Origin of the sequence: Saccharothrix tamanrassetensis (genome assembly GCF_014203665.1) — a bacterium.
In the GTDB taxonomy this organism is placed as follows: Bacteria; Actinomycetota; Actinomycetes; order Mycobacteriales; family Pseudonocardiaceae; genus Actinosynnema; species Actinosynnema tamanrassetense.
Map to the genome: position 1 here is coordinate 185,357 of NZ_JACHJN010000010.1, position 19,852 is coordinate 205,208.

A 19,852-nucleotide genomic window follows, 5' to 3' on the forward strand; every position below is an offset into this window, starting at 1 on the left:
CCCAAGAGCTATGACGCCATCCGGTCACCAGCTCTTAATGTGAATAAACGCGAGAACCTTCCACCCTGCACCGAAGGAGATCGTGTGACCAGCAAGTTCCTGCGCCTCGCTGTCGGGGCGCTGCTCACCTCCCTCGCCCTCGTGGGAACCAGCCTGACCAGTGCGGCAACGGCGGCGCCCGCCGCGCCGTCGGCACTGGCCAGGACCGTCTACTACAGCGCCTCCGGCTACTCGGCGGAAGCCGACCAGGCCGCACAGATCTGGAACTCCAGGGTGCCCAACCTGCGGCTGGTCCGCGGCGGCAGCGCCACCATCCGGATCGCCGCGACCAACGGAGGCGGCTCCCGGGCCTACCCCTGCGGGCGCGGGTGCGCCACGATCTACATCGACAACCGCGACGTTGCGGCGGGCAACTACGCACTGCGGATCGTGGCACACGAGATCGGGCACGGCCTGGGACTGCCCGACACGTACAACGGCATCTGCTCCTACCTGATGTCGGGCGGCAGCGCGGGCACGTCCTGCCGCAACGTGTACCCGAACGCCCAGGAGGCGAACCGGGTGAACCAGCTCTTCGCCGGCGGCTACCAGTCCTCCGCCGCAGGCGCCCCCGACGTCTACGTGAGGAGCTGAGCCCAGGTGGAGGTGGTGGCCGACGGATCGCACTCCCCCTCACCACCCCCACTGATCCGACCCGTTCCCGTCACGGCTGACGCTCGGCGGCCGGGGCCGTAGACGAAACGGCCGGATCGCAAGAGCAGGGCAGGCCTCCCACCTGCCCTGCTTTTGCACACTCACACCACCCCAAGCGCACACACTCGGCCCGCGCGCAAGCGCACACCCCACACCCGCTGCGTGTCCGGCGAGGACGCTTTTCGCCCTTCACCCCTTCAGGGGCTCACACCCAACCCACACCCCATCAAGACTTCGGCAACCCAGCCGGATTGATCTCCGACTTCTCTACCGCCTCACCCTTCAACCCCCACCGATCCAGCACCTCGCCGTACTTCCCGCTCGCGATCAGGTGGTCCAACGCCTCCGCCACCGGCTCGACCAACCCGCTCCCCTTCTTCGTCGTGGCGGCGATCTTCCCCTGCAGGTCGCCACCTCCCGAGAAGGTCCCGATCACCTCGGTCTTCGCGGACGTCGCCACGTGGTAGGCCGAAGTGGGGTTGGGCCCCAGGAACGCGTCGATGCGCCCCGACTCCAGCGCCAGGTAGTAGTCCGCGACGTTCTGGAAGTACTTGATGTCCGTGGCCTTCAGCCCGGCCTCCTGGTTCTGCCGGCTCCAGTCCACCAGGATCTTCTCCTGGTTCGTCCCGGACCCGACCGCGATCACCTTCCCCGCCACGTCCGCGGGCTTCGCCACCCGCCACGTGCCACCCTTGCGCGCCTCGAACGCCAGCGTGTCCAACCGGTAGGTGGCGAAGTCGTACTTCTCCTTGCGGGCCTCGGTCACCGTGATGTTGGACAGCCCCAACGGGTACGCCCCGCTGTCCAGGCTCACGAACAGGTTCTCCCAGGACGTCACCTCCAACTGCGGCTCCAGCCCGAGCACCCCGGCGATCAGCACCGCGACGTCCGTCTCCACCCCGATGATCGTCTTGTCGTCACTGGCGTAGAAGCGCAACGGCGGAGCCGAGTTCGACGATCCGCCGATCACCAGCTTCCCCGAGGCCCGGATCGCCTCCGGCACCTTCGCCGCGATCGCGTCCACCTTCGCCGCGGTCACCCGGTTCTGCTCCGGGCCCAGGTTGACGGTCCTGCCGGCCGCCACCACCTTGTCCTCGGTCACCGCGCCGTCGGCGCCCCCGCACGCCACCAGGGCCAGCGCCACCACCGCGACCAGACCTGCGATCTTCCCACGAGACAACGGTCTTCCTCTCAGAGCACTTTGGACAGGAACGCGCGGGTGCGCGGGTGTTGCGGGTCGTCGAGCACCTGGCCCGGCGGACCCTGTTCGACCACCAGGCCGCCGTCCATGAACACCACGGTGTCGGCGACTTCGCGGGCGAAACCGACCTCGTGCGTCACCACGACCATCGTGGTTCCGCTGCGGGCCAGGTCTTTGACCACGTCCAGCACCTCGCCGACCAGTTCCGGGTCCAGCGCGGACGTCGGCTCGTCGAACAGCAGCACCTTGGGTTCCAACGCGAGCGCCCGGGCGATCGCCACCCTCTGCTGCTGCCCTCCGGACAGGTGGCGCGGGTACGCGTCCTCCTTGTCCGCCAAGCCGACCCGCGCCAGCAGGGCGCGCCCTTCCGCCCGTGCCACCGGAGCAGCCTTGCGGCGCGCCGAGATCGGGGCCTCCACGACGTTCTCCAGCACCGTCAGGCGCGGGAAGAGGTTGAAGTTCTGGAACACGAAGCCGATGTGCGTGCGCTGCTTGAGGACTTCCCGCTCGCGCAACTCGTGCAGCTTGTCCCCCACCCGCCGGTACCCGACCAGGTCGCCGTCGATGCTCACGTAGCCCCGGTCCACCTTCTCCAGGTGGTTGATGGTGCGCAGCAGGGTCGACTTGCCCGAGCCGGACGGGCCGAGGATCACCACGACCTCGCCGGCGCGCACCTCCAGGTCGACCCCGCGCAGCACTTCGTTGGTACCGAAGCTCTTGTGGATTCCCCGCAGGTCCACCATCACCTCGCCCACTTCCAGCCCCCCTTGTCGCGCGTCGCGCCCTTGGCGTAGTGCTTCTCCACGTAGTGCTGCACGATCGACAGGAGGGTGGTCAGCACGATGTACCAGACGGTCGCGACCATGAGCAGCGCGACCACCCGCGCGTTGCGCCCGTAGATCACCTGCACCTGGTAGAACAGCTCGCCGATGGCCACCACGGACACGATCGACGTGCCCTTGAACAGGCTGATGACCTCGTTGGCCGCGTTCGGCAGGATCGAGCGCATCGCCTGCGGCAGGATGATCCTGCGCAGCTGGCGGGACTTCGGGATGCCGAGGGCCGCCGCCGCTTCCAGTTGCCCGTGGTCCACCGAGATGATGCCGGAGCGCACGATCTCGGCCGCGTACGCCGCCTGGTGCAGCCCCAGCCCCAGCACCGCCGCGCCCATCGGGCTGATCAGGTCCTTGGTGTCGATGCCGAAGAACGACGGGCCGAACGGGATCCCGAAGTCCAGCTCCTGGTACAGGTACGAGATGTTGAACCAGAACAGCAGCTGCACGATCAGCGGGATGGACCGGAACGCCCAGATGTAGGCCCAGGACACCCCGGACAGGAACCGGCTGTGCGACAAGCGCATCAGCGCCAGCACGATGCCCAGCGCGAAGCCGATCGCGGTGCCGTATGCGGTGAGTTCCAGGGTCAGGCCGACCGCGCGCAGGATCGACTCGGCGGTGAAGTAGCGGGCGAACGTCGGCCAGTCCCAGCCGGGGTTCGTGGCCAGGCCGTTGACGAACTGCGCCAGCAGTACGAGCACGGCGACGATGCCCACCCACCGCCACGGGTGGCGGGCGGGCACGACTCTGAGCTTCGACAGGTCGTCGCCGCCGTCGTCGGGTGCGCGCAGGCGTGGTTGTGCGGACACGCTCATGGTGGAGTCCTTCGGGAAGCCCGCCATACCGGCCGTTGCGAAGGCGGCCGGGGGACGCGGCGGGAACGGGGCGGGAGCGGAGGACGTGACGTGCACTCGGCTCCTGGACCGGGACTGCGGCGCCGAAGCGGCGCCGTCAGGTCAGGAGCTTCGACAGATGGCGCTGGAGACGCGGCCGAAGTCGATGTGCCTACGGGAGCAGAGGACGGCCATCGCACTCTCCCTCTTCAGGCTGTGAACGGCGGTTGGTCCACACGACTGGCGGCAAAGTAGCCACTTCGCCGGCTCCCGAACAAGAGCGCCCACCTGCTGAACCACCGTGGATCGCCGGTTGACAAGGCCTCCCGCCACCCGCACGGCCAGTGACGCGCAGCGGGAACAGCGGGCCCGTTCCCAACACAGAACGCGTCGATCACCGCCTGACCGTCCTGCAACTCACCGTGCCCATCTGATCACAGTTCGACAACAGCCTGGTTTCACCCGAACAGCCGGCCTGGGCTTTTGATCAAGAGGACCCTTGTCACTCGATAGGGTGACGGCCTTCCGCATCCCTGCACACCAGGAGTACCCATGCAGTTCGCACGGACCGTCGGCGCGGTCATCAGCGTCGCGGCGGCCATCGTGGCCACCGGCCTGATCACCACCCTCCCCGCCTCGGCGCACAACAAGACGGTGTGGGCCAAGTGCGTGGACGAGAAGGCCGTGCTGCACGTCGACCTGACCGCCTACGCCAGCGAGGGCAACCAGCTGACGGTCACCGTCGACGGCAAGGAGCTGGAGCAGCGGACCTTCGGCGCCGACTACTCCAGGCAGTACGACGGCGGCGACGCCACCGTGCCGCACTCGTTCAAGGTCGTCGTGAAGGCTTCCGACAGCGACACCTACTCGTTCACCAAGGGCAACAACGGTGAACTGGACGTCCCCGCGTGCGTCGAGAGCGTTCCGACCTCCTCGTCCTCGTCGTCCCAGACCACGACGACCACGACCACCAGCCCGACGTCCGAGACCAGCACGCCCAGCAGCGCGCCGTCCTCCTCCGACGTCGCCCCGACGGTGACCACCACCAGCGCCGCCGCCGTCCCGGCCGAAGGCGGCCTGGCCAACACCGGCGCGAGCATCGCCATCCCGCTGGTGATCGGCCTGGTCCTGCTCGGCGGCGGCGCGGCCGTCCTGCTGGTGCAGCGCCGTCGCGCGAAGGCCTGACCCTCCTCCAGACCGGCCGCAGCCCCCGTCCATCAGTCCGGTGGACGGGGGCTGCGGCACTTCCGCACCTCACTTCGCAGGCAGCAGCTCCTCATCCGACGCCGGGTAGTCGGTGTAGCCGCGCTCGTCGCCACCGAAGAACGTCGTCGGGTCCGGCGTGTTGAACGGACCGTTGGCGGCGAGACGTGCGGGCAGGTCGGGGTTGGCCAGGAACATGGCACCGAACGCGATCGCGTCCGCCGTGCCGTCCGCGATCAGGTCCAGTTCCGCCGGGCCGGTGACGCCGTCCGGCGTGTACGGGTTCAGGATCAGCGTGGACGTGAAGCGCTTGCGCAGCGCCAGGGTGAGTTCGCGGTCGTCCTGCTCGGCGATGTGCAGGTAGGCCAACCCCAGCGGTCCGACGGCGTCCACCAGCGCCGGGTAGACCTCGCGGTGGTCGGTCTCGCGGATGTCGTTGTACTCGTTGGCCGGCGAGATGCGCAGGCCGACGCGGTGTGCGCCGATGGCGTCGGCGACCGCCTTCACCACCTCCACGGCGAACCTGATGCGCCCTTCGACGGAGCCGCCCCACTCGTCGGTGCGCCGGTTGCTGTTCGGTGCGAGGAACTGGTGGATCAGGTAGCCGTTCGCACCGTGCAGTTCCACGCCGTCGAAGCCCGCGTCCACGGCGTTGCGGGCGGCGGCGGCGAAGTCGGCGATGGTGGACTCGATGTCCGCCGGTGTCAGCTCGACCGGCGTCACGAAGTCGAGCATTCCCTCGCCGGTGAACACCCGGCCGTCCGCGCGCACGGCCGACACGCCCACCGGGTGCAGGTCGTCGGGCAGGAGGCTCGGGTGGCCGATGCGGCCGGTGTGCATCACCTGCGCGAAGATCACGCCGCCGGCGGCGTGCACGGCGTCGGTGACCTGCCGCCACGCCCGGACCTGCTCGGCGGAGTGCAGACCGGGTGTGTCCGGGTAGCCCTGGCCCACCACGGACGGCTGGGTGCCCTCGGTGATGATCAGGCCGGCGGACGCCCGTTGGGCGTAGTACTCGGCCATCGCCGGCGTGGGGATCGTGCCGTGAGCGCGGCTGCGGGTCATCGGCGCCATCACGACGCGGTTGGCCAGACGGGTGCCGGCGAGGTCCAGCGGGTCGAAGGCGGTGGTCATCGTGTCCTCCAGCGGGTTCACCTGTCCGAACAGGTAAACCCGCTGGATCATTCCACTCGTGATGCCGATCACGGCTGGTACGGCCGTACAATAACGCCCATGGCTGGTCAGGCAGCGAACCCGACGAGCGTGCCCGTGCCGACGACGGCGCGGAGCGGGCCGATCAGCCACGCCGTCTTCCGCATCGCGCGACTGCACCGGATGCTCGCGGGCCGGCTGCTGCGCCGGGCGGGCCTGCACCCCGGGCAGGAGCTGGTGATGATGCACCTGTGGGACTGCGACGGCCCGCAGCGCCAAGCCGACCTGGTGTGCGTGCTGGAATCCGACTCGGCCACCATGGCCCGCACCGTCCAACGGCTGGAGCGCGCCGGGTTCGTCCGCCGGGTGCCCGACCCGACCGACCGGCGCGCCACCATCATCGAGCCGACGGCTGCCAGTCAGGCCTTGCGGCACGAGGTGGAACGGATCTGGCAGGAGCTCGAAGAGGCCACCACGGACGGCTGCGACCCGACGCAACGCGCGGACATCCTGCGCGCGCTCACCCAGCTGGAGTGCAACCTGCTGAACCGAACCGGACGGCCCACACCACCCGACGCCTGACCCCGAGCCACAACGCCCGCCTTGCCCCCCGCCTTGCCGCGCCCTACCCGCCCCACCTCGCCGCGCCCCGCCCTACCGCGCCCCGGCTCGCCCGTCGCGCCCACCCGCCGCCACGTCACCGAACCGCCGTACGACAGGACTTCCCACCCGCCGGCGCCGACCGGCACTGGTTCGCCAGCTCCACCGCGGCCGACACCACGGCGGCCGGCGCCACCACCTGGTCCACCAGCCCGGTGCGCAACGCCTCCGCGGCGGTCACCCGGCGCCCCATCAGCACCTGCCCGCCGGTCACGCTGATCAGCTCCCCACCCTCCGCCAGCACCCGGTGGTCGCACGCCATGGCCAGCTCCGCCAGGTCGCCGAACGCGCAACCGCCGATCGCCGCCACCACGGGCACCGGCAGGGCGGCCAGCTCGTCCCGCAGGGCGTGCAGCTCCCGGAGGTGGGCCCGCCGCTCGGCGGGCGCGACCCGGACCACGCCCTTCAGGTCCGCCGTCGCCGTCGCGCGCTCGCACCCGTGCAGGACCAGCGCCTCCACGTCGGCCAGCGCGGACAGCAGCGCGCGCACCCGCGCCAGCGCGGTGATCGGCGGCTGGTCCACCCGGATGACCGCGACACCACTCGAGACTTCAACTGTGACCGGCATCAGGTAGCCCATCGTGGCCGACTTGTCGCCCGGTTGTCATGTCCGTGACCACTATCGGGTGACGCGTGAGGTACAAAGTGTCGGTGAAACGGTTCGCGGTGATCGCGTTGGTGCTGGCGACGGCCGGGTGCGCGACGCCGGTCGCCGGCAGGCCGGTGGCGGCACCGGTCACGGTCCAGGCGTCGTCGCCCGAGGTCGTGCGGTGGATGAACAACTTCTGCGGTGTCGCCAACTACATGATCGCGTCCGGCGGGGTGCAGTTCGACCAGCCGCCGCCCGACCCGGCCGCCGCGAAGAAGGCCATCAGCGACGCCCTGGGCCGGGTGGTGGACGTGCTCAACGTCGCCGTCCACGACCTGGAGGAGCTGACCCCGGCCCCGGTGGCCGCCGCGGACGCCTCCATCGAGGTGATCGTCGAGCCGCTGTCCAAGGCGCGGGACAAGTTCGTCTCCGCCAAGTCCACCGTGGACGGCGCGCCCGAGATGACCACCGACGTGTTCTCGTCGGTCATGCAGAACATGACCGAGGCCGTGTCCGTGATGAACGAGGCCGTGGAGAAGATGTCCGTCGTCTCCCTGCCCGACGAGTTCGCCACCGCCGCGGCGCAGGCCGAGAACTGCAAGAAGTAGTAGCCGCAGACCCGGACGACACCTCGTGGGCCGAGCACCGGACCTGTCCTCGTGAGGTGCCGGGCACTTGCCGTCCACCTGCGGTTTCCGCATCCCGGCGGACAGTGGGCAAATCTGGGGGCACACCCCCCATGTGCGAGGACTCGTCACGTGACACGTTGTGCAACGTGATCCCGTCCGCCGTCGACCGGCTCCCCGCCACCTGGTGGCACAGCGGCGTGCGCGGGAGCACCCACGAGTTGGTCGCCCCCCGTGGGCGGCCGGCATGGGCCGCGTTCGTGGAACGCGCCACCGCGACCGCGGCCCATGCTCAGTTCCGCGGCGGCGTCGACTGGGACGAGGCGTTCGCGTTCGCGCTGCGCCCCCTGGTGCGCACGGCCAAGGCGCAGGACGCCCGGCTGGACGACGACTTCGCCCGCCGCCTGGGGCACCGGCTGGCCCGGATCGCCGCCCGCGCGCTGGTGCTGGAGCTCAACCTCAAGCGCCTGGCGCACGAACTGGACGGCGAGACGCCCCAGGAGCGGTTCGCGCACTTCGTGGGCCACCTGGACCTGGCGGAGCTGTTCGCCAAGTACCCGGTGCTGGCCCGGCTGCTCGGGCAGACCTGCCTGCACGCCGTGGAGGCGCACCGGGAGCTGCTGGACCGGCTCGCGCAGGATCGTGCCGCGATCGTGCGGGAGCTGCTGGACGGCCGCGACCCCGGCCCGGTGGTCACCGTCGACACCGGCCGGGGCGACGCCCACCAGCGTGGCCGCTCGGTGGCCGTGCTGACGTTCGAGGACGGCCGCAAGGTCGTCTACAAGCCGCGCCCGGTCGCCCTGCACGCCGCCTTCGGCGAGCTGCTGGTCTGGTTCGACGGCCACACGGACCTGGGCCTGCGGGTGCCCCGGTCGCTGTCCCGGCCGACCCACGGCTGGCTGGAGTTCGTCTCGCACGCCCCGTGCGCGGACGTGGCCGGCGTCGGCCGGTTCTACCACCGGCTGGGCGCGCTGATCGCCCTGCTCTACGCGGTCGACGGCACCGACATGCACTACGAGAACCTGATCGCGTGCGGCGACCAGCCGGTGCTGGTGGACGTCGAGACGCTGTTCCACCCCACCGTCGGCATCCCGTCCGACCCGGCGGTGAAGGCGCTGGCCCGCTCCGTGCACCGGACGGCGGTGCTGCCACGCGTGCTGCTCGGCGAGCACGGCGCGCTGGACATCGGCGGCATGGGCGGCGACCACGGCGAGCTGTTCCCGGCGGACGGCGTGGCGTGGCTGCACCCCGGCACCGACCGGATGCGGCTGGTGCGCCGGCCCGCCCCGCTGCCGCCCGCGCTCAACCGGCCCACCGTGAACGGGACCGAGGCCGAGCCCGCCGACTACCAGGGCGCGCTGCTGGCCGGGTTCCGCACCGGCTACGACGCCCTCTACGACCACCGCGACGAGCTGCTCGGCGACCACGGGCCTGCTGAGCCGGTTCGCCGACCTGCCGGTGCGGTTCGTGCCGCGGATGACCCAGCTGTACGCGACGCTGCTGGACGAGTCGACGCACCCGGACGCGCTGTGCGGCGCACCGGACCGCGATCTGGCGCTGGACCTGCTGTGGGACGAGTCCGTCGCGGAGGACGTGCTGCGGGCCCTGGTGCCGCACGAGCTGACCGACCTGTGGGCGGGCGACGTGCCGCTGTTCACCACCCGACCGGGCAGCCGGGACGTGTGGTCGGCGAGCGGCGAGAAGATCGCGGACCTGCTGCCGGTGTCCGGCCTGGACGCCGTGGCGGCCAAGGTCGCCGCGCTCGACGAGGTGGACCGGCACGACCAGCAGTGGCTGATCAGCGCCGCGCTGGCCAGCCGCCCCCGGCCGGTGGACCACCGCACCGGCGCCGCCGTGCCGGCCCCGCTGGAGGCGGGCGTGCCGGACCCGCAGCGGCTGCTGGTCGCGGCGTGCGGCATCGCCGACGAGGTGCTGGCCCGTGCGACGGTCGACGGCCGGCGGGTCAACTGGGTGGGGCTGGAGCTGGTGGACGACCGGCACTGGGCGGTGGCCGGGATGGGCGCGGGCCTGTCCAACGGCTACACCGGCGTCGCGCTGTTCCTGGCTCAGCTCGGCGCGTTGACCGGGGCGTCCCGCTACACCAAGTTCGCCCGCGACGCGCTCGCCCCGGTGCCCGGTCTGCTGCGGTCGTTCGCCGCCGACGGCGAGCTGGCGGTCGCCGTGGGCAGCGGCGCGTTCCACGGACTGGGCGGCATCTGCTACGCGCTGGCACGCCTGGCGAACCTGCTCGGTGACGACGACATCCAGGGTTGGTTGCGGGAAGCCGTCGACATCGCGGCGGCCGTCGAAGCGGTCGGTGAAGATCCGGCGAACCTCGTGGAGGGCTGGGCGGGCGGGCTGGCCGCGATGCTGGCCGTGCACACGGAAAGCGGTCTCCCGGCGGCCCGCCGGCTGGCCCGCCGCTACGCCGACCGGCTGCTCGCCGCGAACCCGGCCGGCGACGGTTTCGCCCGTGGCCGGGCGGGCGTCGGTTGGGCGCTGCTGCGCCACGCGCGAGCCAGTCAGGACCACCGCTACGGCGTCGCCGGGCGCGCCCACCTGCGCGCGGACCACGCGCTGCGGCAACGGCTGCTGGACGTGGGCGAGGCGGACCACAGCTGGTGCTCCGGCCTGTCCGGCGCGGTCCTCGCCCACTCCGCCCACCCGGACCAGCCGGTCGACACCTACACCATGCACCTCGACCGGTGCCTGAACGCCCTGGCGGTGCACGAGCCGCTGCGCGACCTCAGCCTGTGCCATGGTGAACTCGGCGTGCTGGAATCGCTGGCCGTGCTCGCCGAACGCGGGCACGACCTGGCGACCGCAATGCTGTCCCGGCGCGCCGGTCTCGTACTCGGTGCGCTGGAGCAGTACGGGGCGCGGTGCGGCACACCCGGTGGCGTGCCGTCGGCGGGGCTGCTCACCGGGCTGTCCGGCATCGGGTACGCCCTGCTGCGCCTGGGCCTCCCCGAGCGGGTGCCGTCCGTGCTGCTGCTCGAAACCCCTGCAAATCCCAACCCTCGCGAGGAGAGAACCCGATGAGCAACGCCAACCGCGACGAGGTCGGCACCTGGCCCGACGACCAGGACGGCGACCACCCCGCCGGGGAGATGGCGCTGTCCCGCAAGTCCAGGACCGGTGCGCGCGCCCGCGCGCTGGCCGGTCTGACCCTCGCCGTCGGCGCGTACGCGGTGGTCGCCGCGGGCCTGGCCGACAGCACCTCGGTGAGCGCGCCCACGATCATGTGACACCCCCTTCGTGGGACCGGCCGGACTGCCCGCCCAGACTGGGGGTGCGGGCAGTCCGGCGCGCGCTTGACTAAGGTCGGCACCCATGCAGACCCGCGCGCCGGTCGTGGTCGGCCGCGACGCCGAACTCCGGGTGTTGGACCAGGCCCTGGCCGACGCCACCGCCCACCACGGGCGTGCCGTGTTCCTGGTCGGCGAGCCGGGCATCGGCAAGACCCGACTGGCCAGGGTGACTGCTGGCGCGGCGTTCGACCGGGGCCTGCGGGTGCTGCGAGGCCGCGGCTCGACCATCGGGCCGATGGTGCCGTTCCGCCCGCTGGCCGAGGCCCTGATGTCGCTGCTGCGCGGCGGCGACGGCCCGGACCTGCGGGAACTGGGCCCCTACCAGCCGGTCCTGGGCCGCCTGGTGCCCGAGTGGGGCACCGAGCCCCAGGCGGGGCACTCGATCGTCGTGCTGGCCGAGGCCGTGCTGCGCCTGCTGGCCCTCATCGGCCGCACCCGCCCGTGCCTGCTGGTCCTGGAGGACCTGCACGACTCCGACGCGGAGACCCTGGCCGTGATCGACTACCTGGTGGACAACCTGGACCAGGTACCGGCCGTGCTGCTGGTCACCACCAGAGCCGACCCGGGTCCGACCCTCGACGTGATCCGGCTCGCCGCGCAACGGGACGCGGGCACCCTGCTGGAGCTGCGCCGGTTGGACGAGGGGCAGGTGCGCCGGATGGTCGCGTCCTGCCTGGAGGTCGGCGTCGCCGAGGTACCCGAGGCGGTCGTCGCACGCATCTGGTCGGACAGCGCCGGCATCCCGTTCGTGGTGGAGGAGATGCTGCACAGCCTGGTCGTCGGCGGCCTGCTGGTGCGCGGCCCGGACGGCTGGCAGGCGTTGGGCGAACTGCGCATCGACGTCCCGACCGCCCTGGTCCGCTCCATCGCCCACCGCACCGACCGGCTGGGGCCGCAAGGCCGCGAACTGCTCTCGGTGGCCGCCGTCCTGGGCCACCGGTTCCCGCTCTCCGTGCTGCGCGAGGTCACCGGCATGGACGACCGGACCCTGCTGTCGCACCTGCACGCGGGCGTGGCGGCGCAACTGGTGACCCCGGACGAACCCGTGCCCGACTGGTACGCGTTCCGCCACCCGCTGACCGCCGAGGCCCTGCTGGCGCAACTGACCCCGACCCACCGCGCCGACGTTTCCGGGCGGACCGCCGACGCCATCCGGAAGCTGCACCCCGACCTGCCCGGCGAGTGGTGCCCGCTGGTCGCGTCCCTGCGGCTGGACGCGGGCCAGACCGCCGAGGCGGGCGCCCTGCTGGCCGAAGCGGGCCGACGCGCCCTGGCCGACGGCGCGGCGGGCTCGGCGGTCCGCCTGCTGGACCACGCGCACCGCCTCCTGGCGAGCCAGGTGGACGTGGGCATCCGAGCCGACGTACTGGGCTCCCTGCTGCCCGCACTCGGCGAAGCGGGGCAGTTCGAACGAGCCTTCGCCCTCACCGACGCCGTGGCCGAACTGGCCACCGCCGGCCTAACCCGCATCCGCCGAGCCGAACTGCACACCGCCCTGGCCCGGGTCGCCTGGCTGGCCGGCCGCTCGGTGGACGGCATGGCCCAGGTCGAGGCAGCCCGCGCCCTCCTGGGTCCGGCCCCCGACGACGCCCACGCGGCCCGCGTCGACTCGACGGCGGCGTTCCTCACCCTGGAGGCCCAGCGCCCGGACCGGATCGCGTCCGCCGAGGCGCTGGCCCGCCGAGCCGCCGAGGCCGCCCGCCGCGCAGCGCTGCCCGAAGTGGGCTGCGAGGCCTGGCAGCTGCTCGGCATCCTGGCCCGCGACCGGGACCTGGGAGAGGCCGTCGACCACTTCACCAGGGCCCGGCAGCTCGCCGAGGAGCACCACCTGCCCATCCAGCGCACGTACGCGGTGGTACGCCTCGCGGGCATCGACTGGCTGGCCGACGGCTCGCCCACCGAACTGGCCGAAGCCCGCGAGGAGGCGCTGCGGGTGGGTGCGATCACGGTGGCCTACAACGTCGACGCGATCCTCGGCCTCGACGCCGTGCTGCGCGGCCAATACGCCGTCGCCGAGGAGAAGCTGGCCCGCTGCGGCGAAGGCACCAGGCGCCTGCAGCTCAAGTCCATGACCCTCTACGTCCTGATGGCCCAGGCGACCGCCGCCGCGCACCAGGGCAAGCGGTCCGAAGTGGACAGTGCGGTGGCCGATTTCCACGCCTTGGGCGGCATCGGCTCCCAGGAACGCCCACTGTGCTTCGGTCTGGCCAGGGCGTTCTGCGCCCTGCTCGAAGAGGACCGCGACCAGGCCGCCCAGGACGTCGCCAAGGCGATGGCCTACGAAGCCGAAACGCCCACCACGTTCCACCTCTCCGGCACCCACGGCCTGCGCCTGCTCCTGGGCGTCCTCTCCGGAGCCCTGGACCGCACGGCGTACGACGACATCACCCGCTCCGCAGCGGCAGGCATGCGCTGGAACCGGGTCTTCGGCCAGTTCGCCCAAGCCGTCCTGCTGGGTCGGGAGGGCAGGGAAGCGGAAGCCGCGGCAGCGGTCCGAACAGCACGCGAGGCCGCGTCCATCTACCCGCTGGCACGGCACCTGGGCCTGCGCCTGGTGGCCGAAGCCGCGGTGGCCGACGGTTGGGGCGAACCCATCGGCTGGCTGCGCACCGCCGAGGAGTACTTCCACCAGTCCGGGGGCACCGCCGTGGCCAGCGCCTGCCGGGGCCTGCTGAGGAGCCTGGGAGCCTCGATCCCGCAACGCCGGACCGGCTCCGACCAGGTGCCCCGCGAACTGCGGGCGCTGGGCGTCACCGTGCGGGAGTTCGAAGTCTTCAGGCTCCTGGCGCGCCGCCTGGGCAACAAGGCCATCGCGACCCGCCTGCACATCTCCCCCCGCACCGTGGAGAAACACGTGGCCAGCCTCATCACCAAGACCGCCCAACCGGACCGCGAGTCGCTGAGCAGCCTGGCCGCCGACCTCGGACCCTCCGACCGGCCCTACCAGGACGACACCCGCGTTCGCTAGGACTGGTCCGTGAGGATCCTCCTGGCAATGGTGCTGATGGTGGTCATGGGCAGCGGTGTGGCCCAAGCGTCCGGCAACCCGGAAACAACCCACGACCCAGACGTGACGAAAGGCCCGTGCGCCTACACGAAGACCCCCGACGACCCCGCGGCCCGCCCGGTGAAGCTCCCACCGGACCCCAGGCGCACCCCGTCCAAGGGCAAGGCGGACGTGCTGCTGAAGACCAACCAGGGCAACATCCCCCTGGTCCTGGACCGGGCCAAGGCCCCCTGCACCGTCCAGAGCTTCCTGCACCTGGTGACGAAGAAGTTCTACGACGCCACCACCTGCCACCGCCTCACCGCCTACCCGACCCTCAAGGTCCTGCAATGCGGCGACCCCACCGGCACCGGCGAACGAGGGCCCGGCTACAAGTACAAGGACGAACTGCCCACCGACCTCAAGCCGGCCCCGAACGACCCCACCGGCGAACGCCGCATCTACCCCCGGGGCACCCTGGCCATGGCCAACGCCGGTCCCGACACCAACGGCAGCCAGTTCTTCCTGGTCACCTCGGACTCCATCCTCCGCCCGAACTACACCGTCTTCGGCACCATCAAGCCCGAAGGCCTGACCACCCTCGACAAGATCGCCGCCACCGGCATCGCCCCCACCCCGGACAACCCCGCCCCACTGGACGGCCGCCCAGCCCGACCCGTGGACATCAGCCGAGCCAAGAAGGGCTGCTGACCACAGACCCCCGAGCTGCGCGCCAAGCGCACACCCCACACCCGCTGCGTGTCATCCCCGTATGGCCTGCCCGCAGGGCAACCACGCTTGTCCAGGCAGGTCAAGCACGCCCTTCGCTTGACCTGCCTGGACAAGCGTGGTCGTCTTCGACAGGCCATACGGGGATGACACGCAGCCACCCACCAACGCTCAAGAGTCTTCACGCTCGCAGAGCGCGAAGGCTCGCAGAGCTTTGGAGGGCATCCTTGGCGGCCTGCCCGTCCGGCGAGGACGCTTTCCGCCCTTCGGAGACCCTTAGCGGCCTGCCCGACCGGCGAGGACGCCCATCCGGCGAGGACGCTTTTCGCCCTTCACCCCTGCCACCCCCGACACGCCATCACCCCACCGCCGGCGCCACAACCCGAATATCCGCGTTCCAATCCGCGTACCGATGCACCGTCCGCTGAAACACGTTGTCCTCCAACGTCTTCATCGTCTGCTCCACCCGCACCGGCAGGTTCCCCGGTCCCACCCACACCACCGCGGTGGCCGTGAACCCCGACTCGTAAGCCGCCAACAACTGCGCCCGGTGGGCCAGCTCCGGCGTCTGCTCCGCCTGCGACCGGAGATCCACCAGCATCGTGTACCGCCGGGTCGGCACGCCGTCCACCGTCTCGTCGGCGTTCTCCACTATCAGCGCCCCGCGCAGGCTCGCCACCACCGATCGCGGATCGACCTCGTCCACGATCCCCTCGACCGTCGACCCGGACTTCAACGGCGCCCGATCCGCCCGGTTCAACCGCTTCCAGGAACCGCCGTTGGTCCGCGCGTACCCGGCGTCGGCGACGACCACCACGTCCACCGCGTCCTCGCGCAAGGTGAGCAACCGGCCTTCGCGGGCACGCAGCAGCCCGCCGTCCACCCGCACCCGCCGCCCGGACATGGTCGTCTCCGCGTCGAACCGCACCGAGTACTGCTCGTCGGCGCGCGACACCAGCGCCTTCACCAGCCCGGCCGTGTCCCGCGCCACCGGCTCCAACGTCGGCGCGGGAAGCGGTGTCCGCTCTGCCGCACACCCCGTCAACACGCCGACGCACAGCAGCAACGGGACCACGGACCTGCGCATGACTTCCCCCACGAAACGGTGAACGGCGCCCATCCTCGCGCACCGGCGCGGGATAAGGAGTGCGAACCCGCAAACTACCTCGGCTACCGTTGCAGCATGCCTCACGTGCTTTCGGTCAACATCGGCACCCGCACCGACTTCGACCCGGCCGCGCTGGGCCACACCGGCATCGGCAAGCGCCCGGTGACCGGCCCCGTACAGGTCAGCGCCCCGATCGAGGTCGGCAGCGGCCTGGCAGGCGACCACATCTCGGACAGCCGCAACCACGGCGGCCCCGACCAGGCCGTCTACGCCTACGCCCGCGAGGACCTGGACGACTGGGCCGCGGAACTCGGCCGCGACCTCACACCCGGACTGTTCGGCGAGAACCTCACGACCGCCGGCATCGACCTGTCCGACGTGCTGATCGGAGAACGCTGGAGGATCGGCACCGCCGTGCTCCAGGTCACCAACCCGCGCATCCCGTGCCGCACGTTCGCCGGTGTCATGGAGGAGAGCGGCTGGGTCAAGACCTTCACCCGCAAGGCCGTGCCCGGCGCGTACTTCCGCGTCCTCGAAGCCGGCACCATCACCGCCGGCGACCCGGCGGAACTCGTCGAGCGCCCCGACCACGACGTGACCATCCGGCTCGCCTTCCGCGCGCTGACCCTGGAGCCCGAACTGCTGCCCCGCCTGCTCGACGCCGGCGACCTCCTCACGGACGTGGTCCGCAGCCGGGCCGAGCGCCGGTTGACGCCCGACCCCGCCTAGCGCACGGTCGACCGCACAGCACGGTTGACCTCAGAGCACGGTCAAGCTCAGCGCACGGTCGACCCCGGAGTGGGGTCGACCTCACAGCACGGCCGACCACCCGCCCCACCCTCAGCTCAACGCCGACAGCTTCTCGAACTCCTCGTCCGTCAACTCGATCGACCGGGCCGCCGTGTTCTCCTCCAGGTGCGCCAACGACGACGTGCCCGGGATCGGCAGCACCACCGGCGACCGCCGCAGCAACCACGCCAACGCCAGCTGCGCGGGCGTGGCCGAGTGGTCCTTCGCCGCCGAGTCCAGCACCCCGCCCGGCCGGGCCAGCTCACCGGTCGCCACCGGGAACCACGGGATGAACGCGATCCCGTTCTCCGTGGCGTAGTCCAGCACCGCCTCGTGCTGCCGGTTCGCCAGGTTGTAGAGGTTCTGCACGCTCGCGATCGGCGCGATGGCCCGCGCCGCCTCCAGCTGCTCGACGTCCACTTCGGACAGTCCGATGTGCCGGATCTTGCCCTCCTCCTGGAACTTCTTCAGCTCACCGATCTGGTCCTCCAGCGGCACCTCGGGGTCGATCCGGTGCAGCTGGAACAGGTCGATGCGCTCCACGCCGAGCCGGCGCAGGCTGCCCTCCAGCGCGTGCCGCAGGTAGTCGGGCTTGCCGAGGATCGGCCACACGTTCGGACCGGTCCGCAGCAGCCCCGCCTTGGTGGCGATGACCAGGTCGTCCGCGTACGGGTGCAGCGCCTCGCGGATCAGCTCCTCGTTGACGTGCGGGCCGTACGAGTCCGCCGTGTCGATGAAGTCGATCCCCAGCTCCACCGCGCGCCGCAGCACGGCGATCGCGTTGTCCCGGTCGGCCGGGTAGCCCCAGATGCCCTCGCCGGTCAACCGCATGGCGCCGTAGCCCAAGCGGTTGACGGTCAGGTCTCCACCCAGCACAAAGGTATCGGACACCTCAGGTGCTCCTTCGTTGTTCGGTTCACATCCGGCACGACTGCTCCACCAGGCCCAACCCACCGAACCGGGCAGCTTGTTCCCGCTCCGCCCTACGCCTTCGCCACCAGCGTCAGCACGTCGTACTTCGCCACCGACTCGCCCTTCTGGTTCACCAGGTCGGCGTCCCACCGCACCTCGCCGTACTCCTGGTCCTCCCGAGGCGTGATCTGCTTGGCCGTCAACGTCACCGTCAGCTCGTCGCCCGGGAACGTCGGCGTCAGGAACCGCAGGTTGTCCAGCCCGTAGTTGGCCAGCACCGGCCCCGGTTCGGGGGACACGAACAACCCGGCCGCGAACGACACCACCAGGTACCCGTGCGCGACCCGTCCCCCGAAGAACGGGTTCGCCGCCGCCGCTTCCTCGTCCATGTGCGCGTAGAACGTGTCCCCCGTGAACGACGCGAAGTGCTCGATGTCCGCCATCGTCACCACCCGGGGCCCGGCCACCACCGAGTCCCCGATCCGCAGTTCCGCCAACGACTTCCGGAACGGGTGCACCTCCGACTCGCGCCGCGAAGCACCCGTCACCCACCGCCCGGTAACCGCGCTCAGCACCCTGGGGCTCCCCTGCACGGCCGTCCGCTGGAGGTGGTGCAGCACCCCTCGGACACCGCCCATCTCCTCCCCGCCACCGGCGCGCCCCGGTCCGCCGTGCACCAACGCCGGCAGCGGCGACCCGTGCCCGGTCGACTCCTTGGCGTCATCCCGGTCCAGCACCAGCAACCGCCCGTGCCAGGGCGCGACCCCCAGGACCACCTCGCGCACGAAGTCGGCGTCGTAGCTCACCACCGACCCCACCAGGCTCCCCGCACCCCGGGCCGCCAGCTCCACGGCGTGCGCCACCCCGTCGTAGGGCAGCAACGTGGACACCGGCCCGAACGCCTCCACCTCGTGCGGCTGGGGCTGGTCCGGGTCGGCCTTCAGCAGCACCGGCGACAGGAACGCCCCGCGCTCCGCGTCCGCGTCGACGACCTCCACCCGATCCGGCGACCCGAAGACGACCTCCCCCGCCTCCAGCAACGCCTTGAGCGACCGCCGGACCTCTTCCCGCTGCTCCAGCCCGGCCAGCGCGCCCATCCGCACCGACTCGTTCGCCGGGTTCCCGATCACGACCTTCGCCAGCCGCTCCCGAGCCGCCTCCGCCACCTCGTCCAGCGACGACGCCGGGACCAGCGCCCGCCGGATGGCCGTGCACTTCTGCCCGGCCTTCGTGGTCATCTCACTGACCAGCTGCTTCACGAAGAGGTCGAACTCCGGCGTCCCGGCCACCGCGTCCGGTCCCAGGATCGAGCAGTTCAACGAGTCGGCCTCGGCGTTGAACCGCACCGACGACCGCACCACCGCCGGGTGCGTCCGCAGCAGCTGCGCGGTCGACGCCGATCCCGTGAAACCCACCAGGTCCTGAGCCGTCAAGTGGTCGAGCAGGTCCTCCGCGCCACCCGACACGAGCTGCACCGATCCCTCCGGCAGCAGCTCCGAAGCCACCATCAGCGCGACCAGCTTCTCCGTGATGTACGCGGTCTGCGAGGCGGGCTTGATCAGCGACGGCACACCGGCGATGAACGCGGGCGCGAACTTCTCCAGCGGTCCCCACATCGGGAAGTTGAACGCGTTGATCTGCACCGCAACGCCGCGCAACGGCGTCCCGATGTGCTGACCGACGAACGTGCCGCCCCGGCTCAGCGGTTCGACGGCCCCGTCCACGTACACGGTGTCGTTGGGCAACTCGCGCTTGGCCTTGCTCGCGTACCCGAACAGCACGCCGATGCCGCCGTCGACGTCGATCAGCGAATCCGTCCGCGTCGCCCCCGACCGCGCCGACAGCGCGTACAGCTCGTCCCGGTGTTCCCGCAGGTAGGAAGCGAGTGCCTTGAGCAGCGCCGCCCGCTGGTGGAACGTCAGCTCCCGCAACGCCGGCCCACCGACCCGGCGGCCGTGGTCCAACGCCGCCGCCATGTCGACCCCCGCCGACGAGATGCGGGTGATCTCCTCACCGGTCACCGCGTCGTGCAACGGCGCGCCCTCGGCGGACGAGGTGTGCCAGTGACCGGACACGTAGCTGCGCAACATGGCCATCGGGTGTCGACCTCCCTGTCGAGTGCCGGTGGGTGTTCCGGCCTACCGGAGAGTAATCATCGTGTCCCGCCCGGAGGGTGTACAGCAACTCCGGGCACTGCGCGCGAGGCCTGCACGACCGGCGCCCA

The 19,852-nt window shown here is 71.3% G+C and carries 17 protein-coding genes and 1 pseudogene; 10 read left to right on the top strand and 8 right to left on the bottom strand.

Annotation, left to right across the window (positions count from 1 at the left end; genetic code table 11):
• Positions 1 to 84 precede the first annotated feature (84 nt).
• The gene (locus FHS29_RS28555) at positions 85 to 633 is read left to right on the top strand and encodes a snapalysin family zinc-dependent metalloprotease (RefSeq protein ID WP_184695833.1); all 549 of its coding nucleotides are present in this window, start codon (positions 85 to 87) and stop codon (positions 631 to 633) included.
• 286 nt (positions 634 to 919) lie between these two features.
• Here the strand turns inward: FHS29_RS28555 and FHS29_RS28560 are convergent, their stop codons facing one another.
• From FHS29_RS28560 to FHS29_RS28570, 3 genes are read right to left on the bottom strand one after another with little or no spacing between them, the layout of a single operon-like run.
• Positions 920 to 1,873 (bottom strand): ABC transporter substrate-binding protein, encoded by a 954-nt coding sequence (locus tag FHS29_RS28560; RefSeq protein ID WP_184695835.1) that lies wholly within the window; start codon positions 1,871 to 1,873, stop codon positions 920 to 922.
• A gap of 11 nt (positions 1,874 to 1,884) precedes the next feature.
• Positions 1,885 to 2,637 carry an amino acid ABC transporter ATP-binding protein gene (locus FHS29_RS28565; RefSeq protein WP_184696164.1) on the bottom strand — a complete coding sequence of 251 codons (753 nt, stop codon included), beginning with the start codon at positions 2,635 to 2,637 and terminating at the stop codon, positions 1,885 to 1,887.
• The gene (locus FHS29_RS28570; protein ID WP_184695837.1) at positions 2,637 to 3,545 is read right to left on the bottom strand and encodes an amino acid ABC transporter permease; all 909 of its coding nucleotides are present in this window, start codon (positions 3,543 to 3,545) and stop codon (positions 2,637 to 2,639) included. The genes FHS29_RS28565 and FHS29_RS28570 overlap by 1 nt, the downstream gene beginning before the upstream one ends.
• 570 nt (positions 3,546 to 4,115) lie before the next feature.
• Between FHS29_RS28570 and FHS29_RS28575 the strand changes: the two genes are divergently transcribed.
• Positions 4,116 to 4,748, top strand: coding sequence for an LAVTG motif-containing sortase-dependent surface protein (locus FHS29_RS28575; RefSeq protein WP_184695839.1), 633 nt, complete (start codon positions 4,116 to 4,118; stop codon positions 4,746 to 4,748).
• Between the two features lie 69 nt (positions 4,749 to 4,817).
• Here the strand turns inward: FHS29_RS28575 and FHS29_RS28580 are convergent, their stop codons facing one another.
• Positions 4,818 to 5,951, bottom strand: coding sequence for an alkene reductase (locus FHS29_RS28580; RefSeq protein WP_246440929.1), 1,134 nt, complete (start codon positions 5,949 to 5,951; stop codon positions 4,818 to 4,820).
• 48 nt (positions 5,952 to 5,999) lie between these two features.
• Here FHS29_RS28580 and FHS29_RS37845 point away from each other — a divergent pair, with 48 nt between their 5' ends.
• On the top strand, positions 6,000 to 6,500 hold the full coding sequence (locus tag FHS29_RS37845; protein ID WP_184695841.1) for a MarR family winged helix-turn-helix transcriptional regulator: 501 nt from the start codon (positions 6,000 to 6,002) through the stop codon (positions 6,498 to 6,500).
• A gap of 115 nt (positions 6,501 to 6,615) precedes the next feature.
• Here the strand turns inward: FHS29_RS37845 and FHS29_RS28590 are convergent, their stop codons facing one another.
• Entirely contained in the window at positions 6,616 to 7,146 is a 531-nt protein-coding gene (locus FHS29_RS28590) for an enoyl-CoA hydratase/isomerase family protein (RefSeq protein WP_184695844.1), read from the bottom strand.
• A 65-nt stretch (positions 7,147 to 7,211) separates the two neighbouring features.
• Between FHS29_RS28590 and FHS29_RS28595 the strand changes: the two genes are divergently transcribed.
• The 6 genes and pseudogenes from FHS29_RS28595 to FHS29_RS28615 all read left to right on the top strand — a co-directional run bounded on the left by FHS29_RS28595 (position 7,212) and on the right by FHS29_RS28615 (position 14,801).
• Positions 7,212 to 7,775: a hypothetical protein gene (locus tag FHS29_RS28595; protein WP_184695846.1), complete on the top strand. Its 564-nt coding sequence runs from the start codon at positions 7,212 to 7,214 to the stop codon at positions 7,773 to 7,775.
• A gap of 131 nt (positions 7,776 to 7,906) precedes the next feature.
• Positions 7,907 to 9,145: pseudogene (gene lanM, locus FHS29_RS37850) on the top strand (type 2 lanthipeptide synthetase LanM); the annotation flags it as partial.
• 115 nt (positions 9,146 to 9,260) lie between these two features.
• Positions 9,261 to 10,835: a type 2 lanthipeptide synthetase LanM gene (gene lanM, locus FHS29_RS37855; RefSeq protein ID WP_312865141.1), complete on the top strand. Its 1,575-nt coding sequence runs from the start codon at positions 9,261 to 9,263 to the stop codon at positions 10,833 to 10,835.
• Positions 10,832 to 11,041 carry a hypothetical protein gene (locus FHS29_RS28605; protein WP_184695848.1) on the top strand — a complete coding sequence of 70 codons (210 nt, stop codon included), beginning with the start codon at positions 10,832 to 10,834 and terminating at the stop codon, positions 11,039 to 11,041. Before lanM (FHS29_RS37855) ends, FHS29_RS28605 begins: the two co-directional genes overlap by 4 nt.
• Before the next feature lie 85 nt (positions 11,042 to 11,126).
• Positions 11,127 to 14,072 (top strand): helix-turn-helix transcriptional regulator, encoded by a 2,946-nt coding sequence (locus FHS29_RS28610; protein WP_184695850.1) that lies wholly within the window; start codon positions 11,127 to 11,129, stop codon positions 14,070 to 14,072.
• 27 nt (positions 14,073 to 14,099) lie between these two features.
• A complete protein-coding gene (locus FHS29_RS28615; RefSeq protein ID WP_184696168.1) occupies positions 14,100 to 14,801 on the top strand; it encodes a peptidylprolyl isomerase in 702 nt (233 codons plus the stop codon).
• Between the two features lie 376 nt (positions 14,802 to 15,177).
• Here FHS29_RS28615 and FHS29_RS28620 read toward each other — a convergent pair whose 3' ends face one another.
• Positions 15,178 to 15,906 (bottom strand): hypothetical protein, encoded by a 729-nt coding sequence (locus tag FHS29_RS28620; RefSeq protein ID WP_184695852.1) that lies wholly within the window; start codon positions 15,904 to 15,906, stop codon positions 15,178 to 15,180.
• Between the two features lie 96 nt (positions 15,907 to 16,002).
• Here FHS29_RS28620 and FHS29_RS28625 point away from each other — a divergent pair, with 96 nt between their 5' ends.
• Positions 16,003 to 16,656 (top strand): MOSC domain-containing protein, encoded by a 654-nt coding sequence (locus tag FHS29_RS28625; protein WP_184695854.1) that lies wholly within the window; start codon positions 16,003 to 16,005, stop codon positions 16,654 to 16,656.
• Between the two features lie 111 nt (positions 16,657 to 16,767).
• Here FHS29_RS28625 and FHS29_RS28630 read toward each other — a convergent pair whose 3' ends face one another.
• Together FHS29_RS28630 and paaZ are read right to left on the bottom strand one after the other, a co-directional pair.
• Entirely contained in the window at positions 16,768 to 17,607 is an 840-nt protein-coding gene (locus FHS29_RS28630) for an aldo/keto reductase (RefSeq protein ID WP_184695856.1), read from the bottom strand.
• 92 nt (positions 17,608 to 17,699) lie between these two features.
• On the bottom strand, positions 17,700 to 19,724 hold the full coding sequence (paaZ, locus tag FHS29_RS28635; protein WP_184695858.1) for a phenylacetic acid degradation bifunctional protein PaaZ: 2,025 nt from the start codon (positions 19,722 to 19,724) through the stop codon (positions 17,700 to 17,702).
• Between the last annotated feature and the right edge of the window lie 128 nt (positions 19,725 to 19,852).

Excerpts from the sequence above, each read along its gene's own strand:
- FHS29_RS28565 (WP_184696164.1), bottom strand. The coding sequence starts at position 2,637 with ATGGTGGACCTGCGGGGAATCCACAAGAGCTTCGGTACCAACGAAGTG.
- FHS29_RS28570 (WP_184695837.1), bottom strand. The coding sequence starts at position 3,545 with ATGAGCGTGTCCGCACAACCACGCCTGCGCGCACCCGACGACGGCGGC.
- FHS29_RS28575 (WP_184695839.1), top strand. The coding sequence starts at position 4,116 with ATGCAGTTCGCACGGACCGTCGGCGCGGTCATCAGCGTCGCGGCGGCC.
- FHS29_RS28580 (WP_246440929.1), bottom strand. The coding sequence starts at position 5,951 with ATGATCCAGCGGGTTTACCTGTTCGGACAGGTGAACCCGCTGGAGGAC.
- FHS29_RS37845 (WP_184695841.1), top strand. The coding sequence starts at position 6,000 with ATGGCTGGTCAGGCAGCGAACCCGACGAGCGTGCCCGTGCCGACGACG.
- FHS29_RS28590 (WP_184695844.1), bottom strand. The coding sequence starts at position 7,146 with ATGCCGGTCACAGTTGAAGTCTCGAGTGGTGTCGCGGTCATCCGGGTG.
- FHS29_RS28605 (WP_184695848.1), top strand. The coding sequence starts at position 10,832 with ATGAGCAACGCCAACCGCGACGAGGTCGGCACCTGGCCCGACGACCAG.
- FHS29_RS28610 (WP_184695850.1), top strand. The coding sequence starts at position 11,127 with ATGCAGACCCGCGCGCCGGTCGTGGTCGGCCGCGACGCCGAACTCCGG.
- FHS29_RS28615 (WP_184696168.1), top strand. The coding sequence starts at position 14,100 with ATGGTGCTGATGGTGGTCATGGGCAGCGGTGTGGCCCAAGCGTCCGGC.
- FHS29_RS28620 (WP_184695852.1), bottom strand. The coding sequence starts at position 15,906 with ATGCGCAGGTCCGTGGTCCCGTTGCTGCTGTGCGTCGGCGTGTTGACG.
- FHS29_RS28625 (WP_184695854.1), top strand. The coding sequence starts at position 16,003 with ATGCCTCACGTGCTTTCGGTCAACATCGGCACCCGCACCGACTTCGAC.
- paaZ (WP_184695858.1), bottom strand. The coding sequence starts at position 19,724 with ATGGCCATGTTGCGCAGCTACGTGTCCGGTCACTGGCACACCTCGTCC.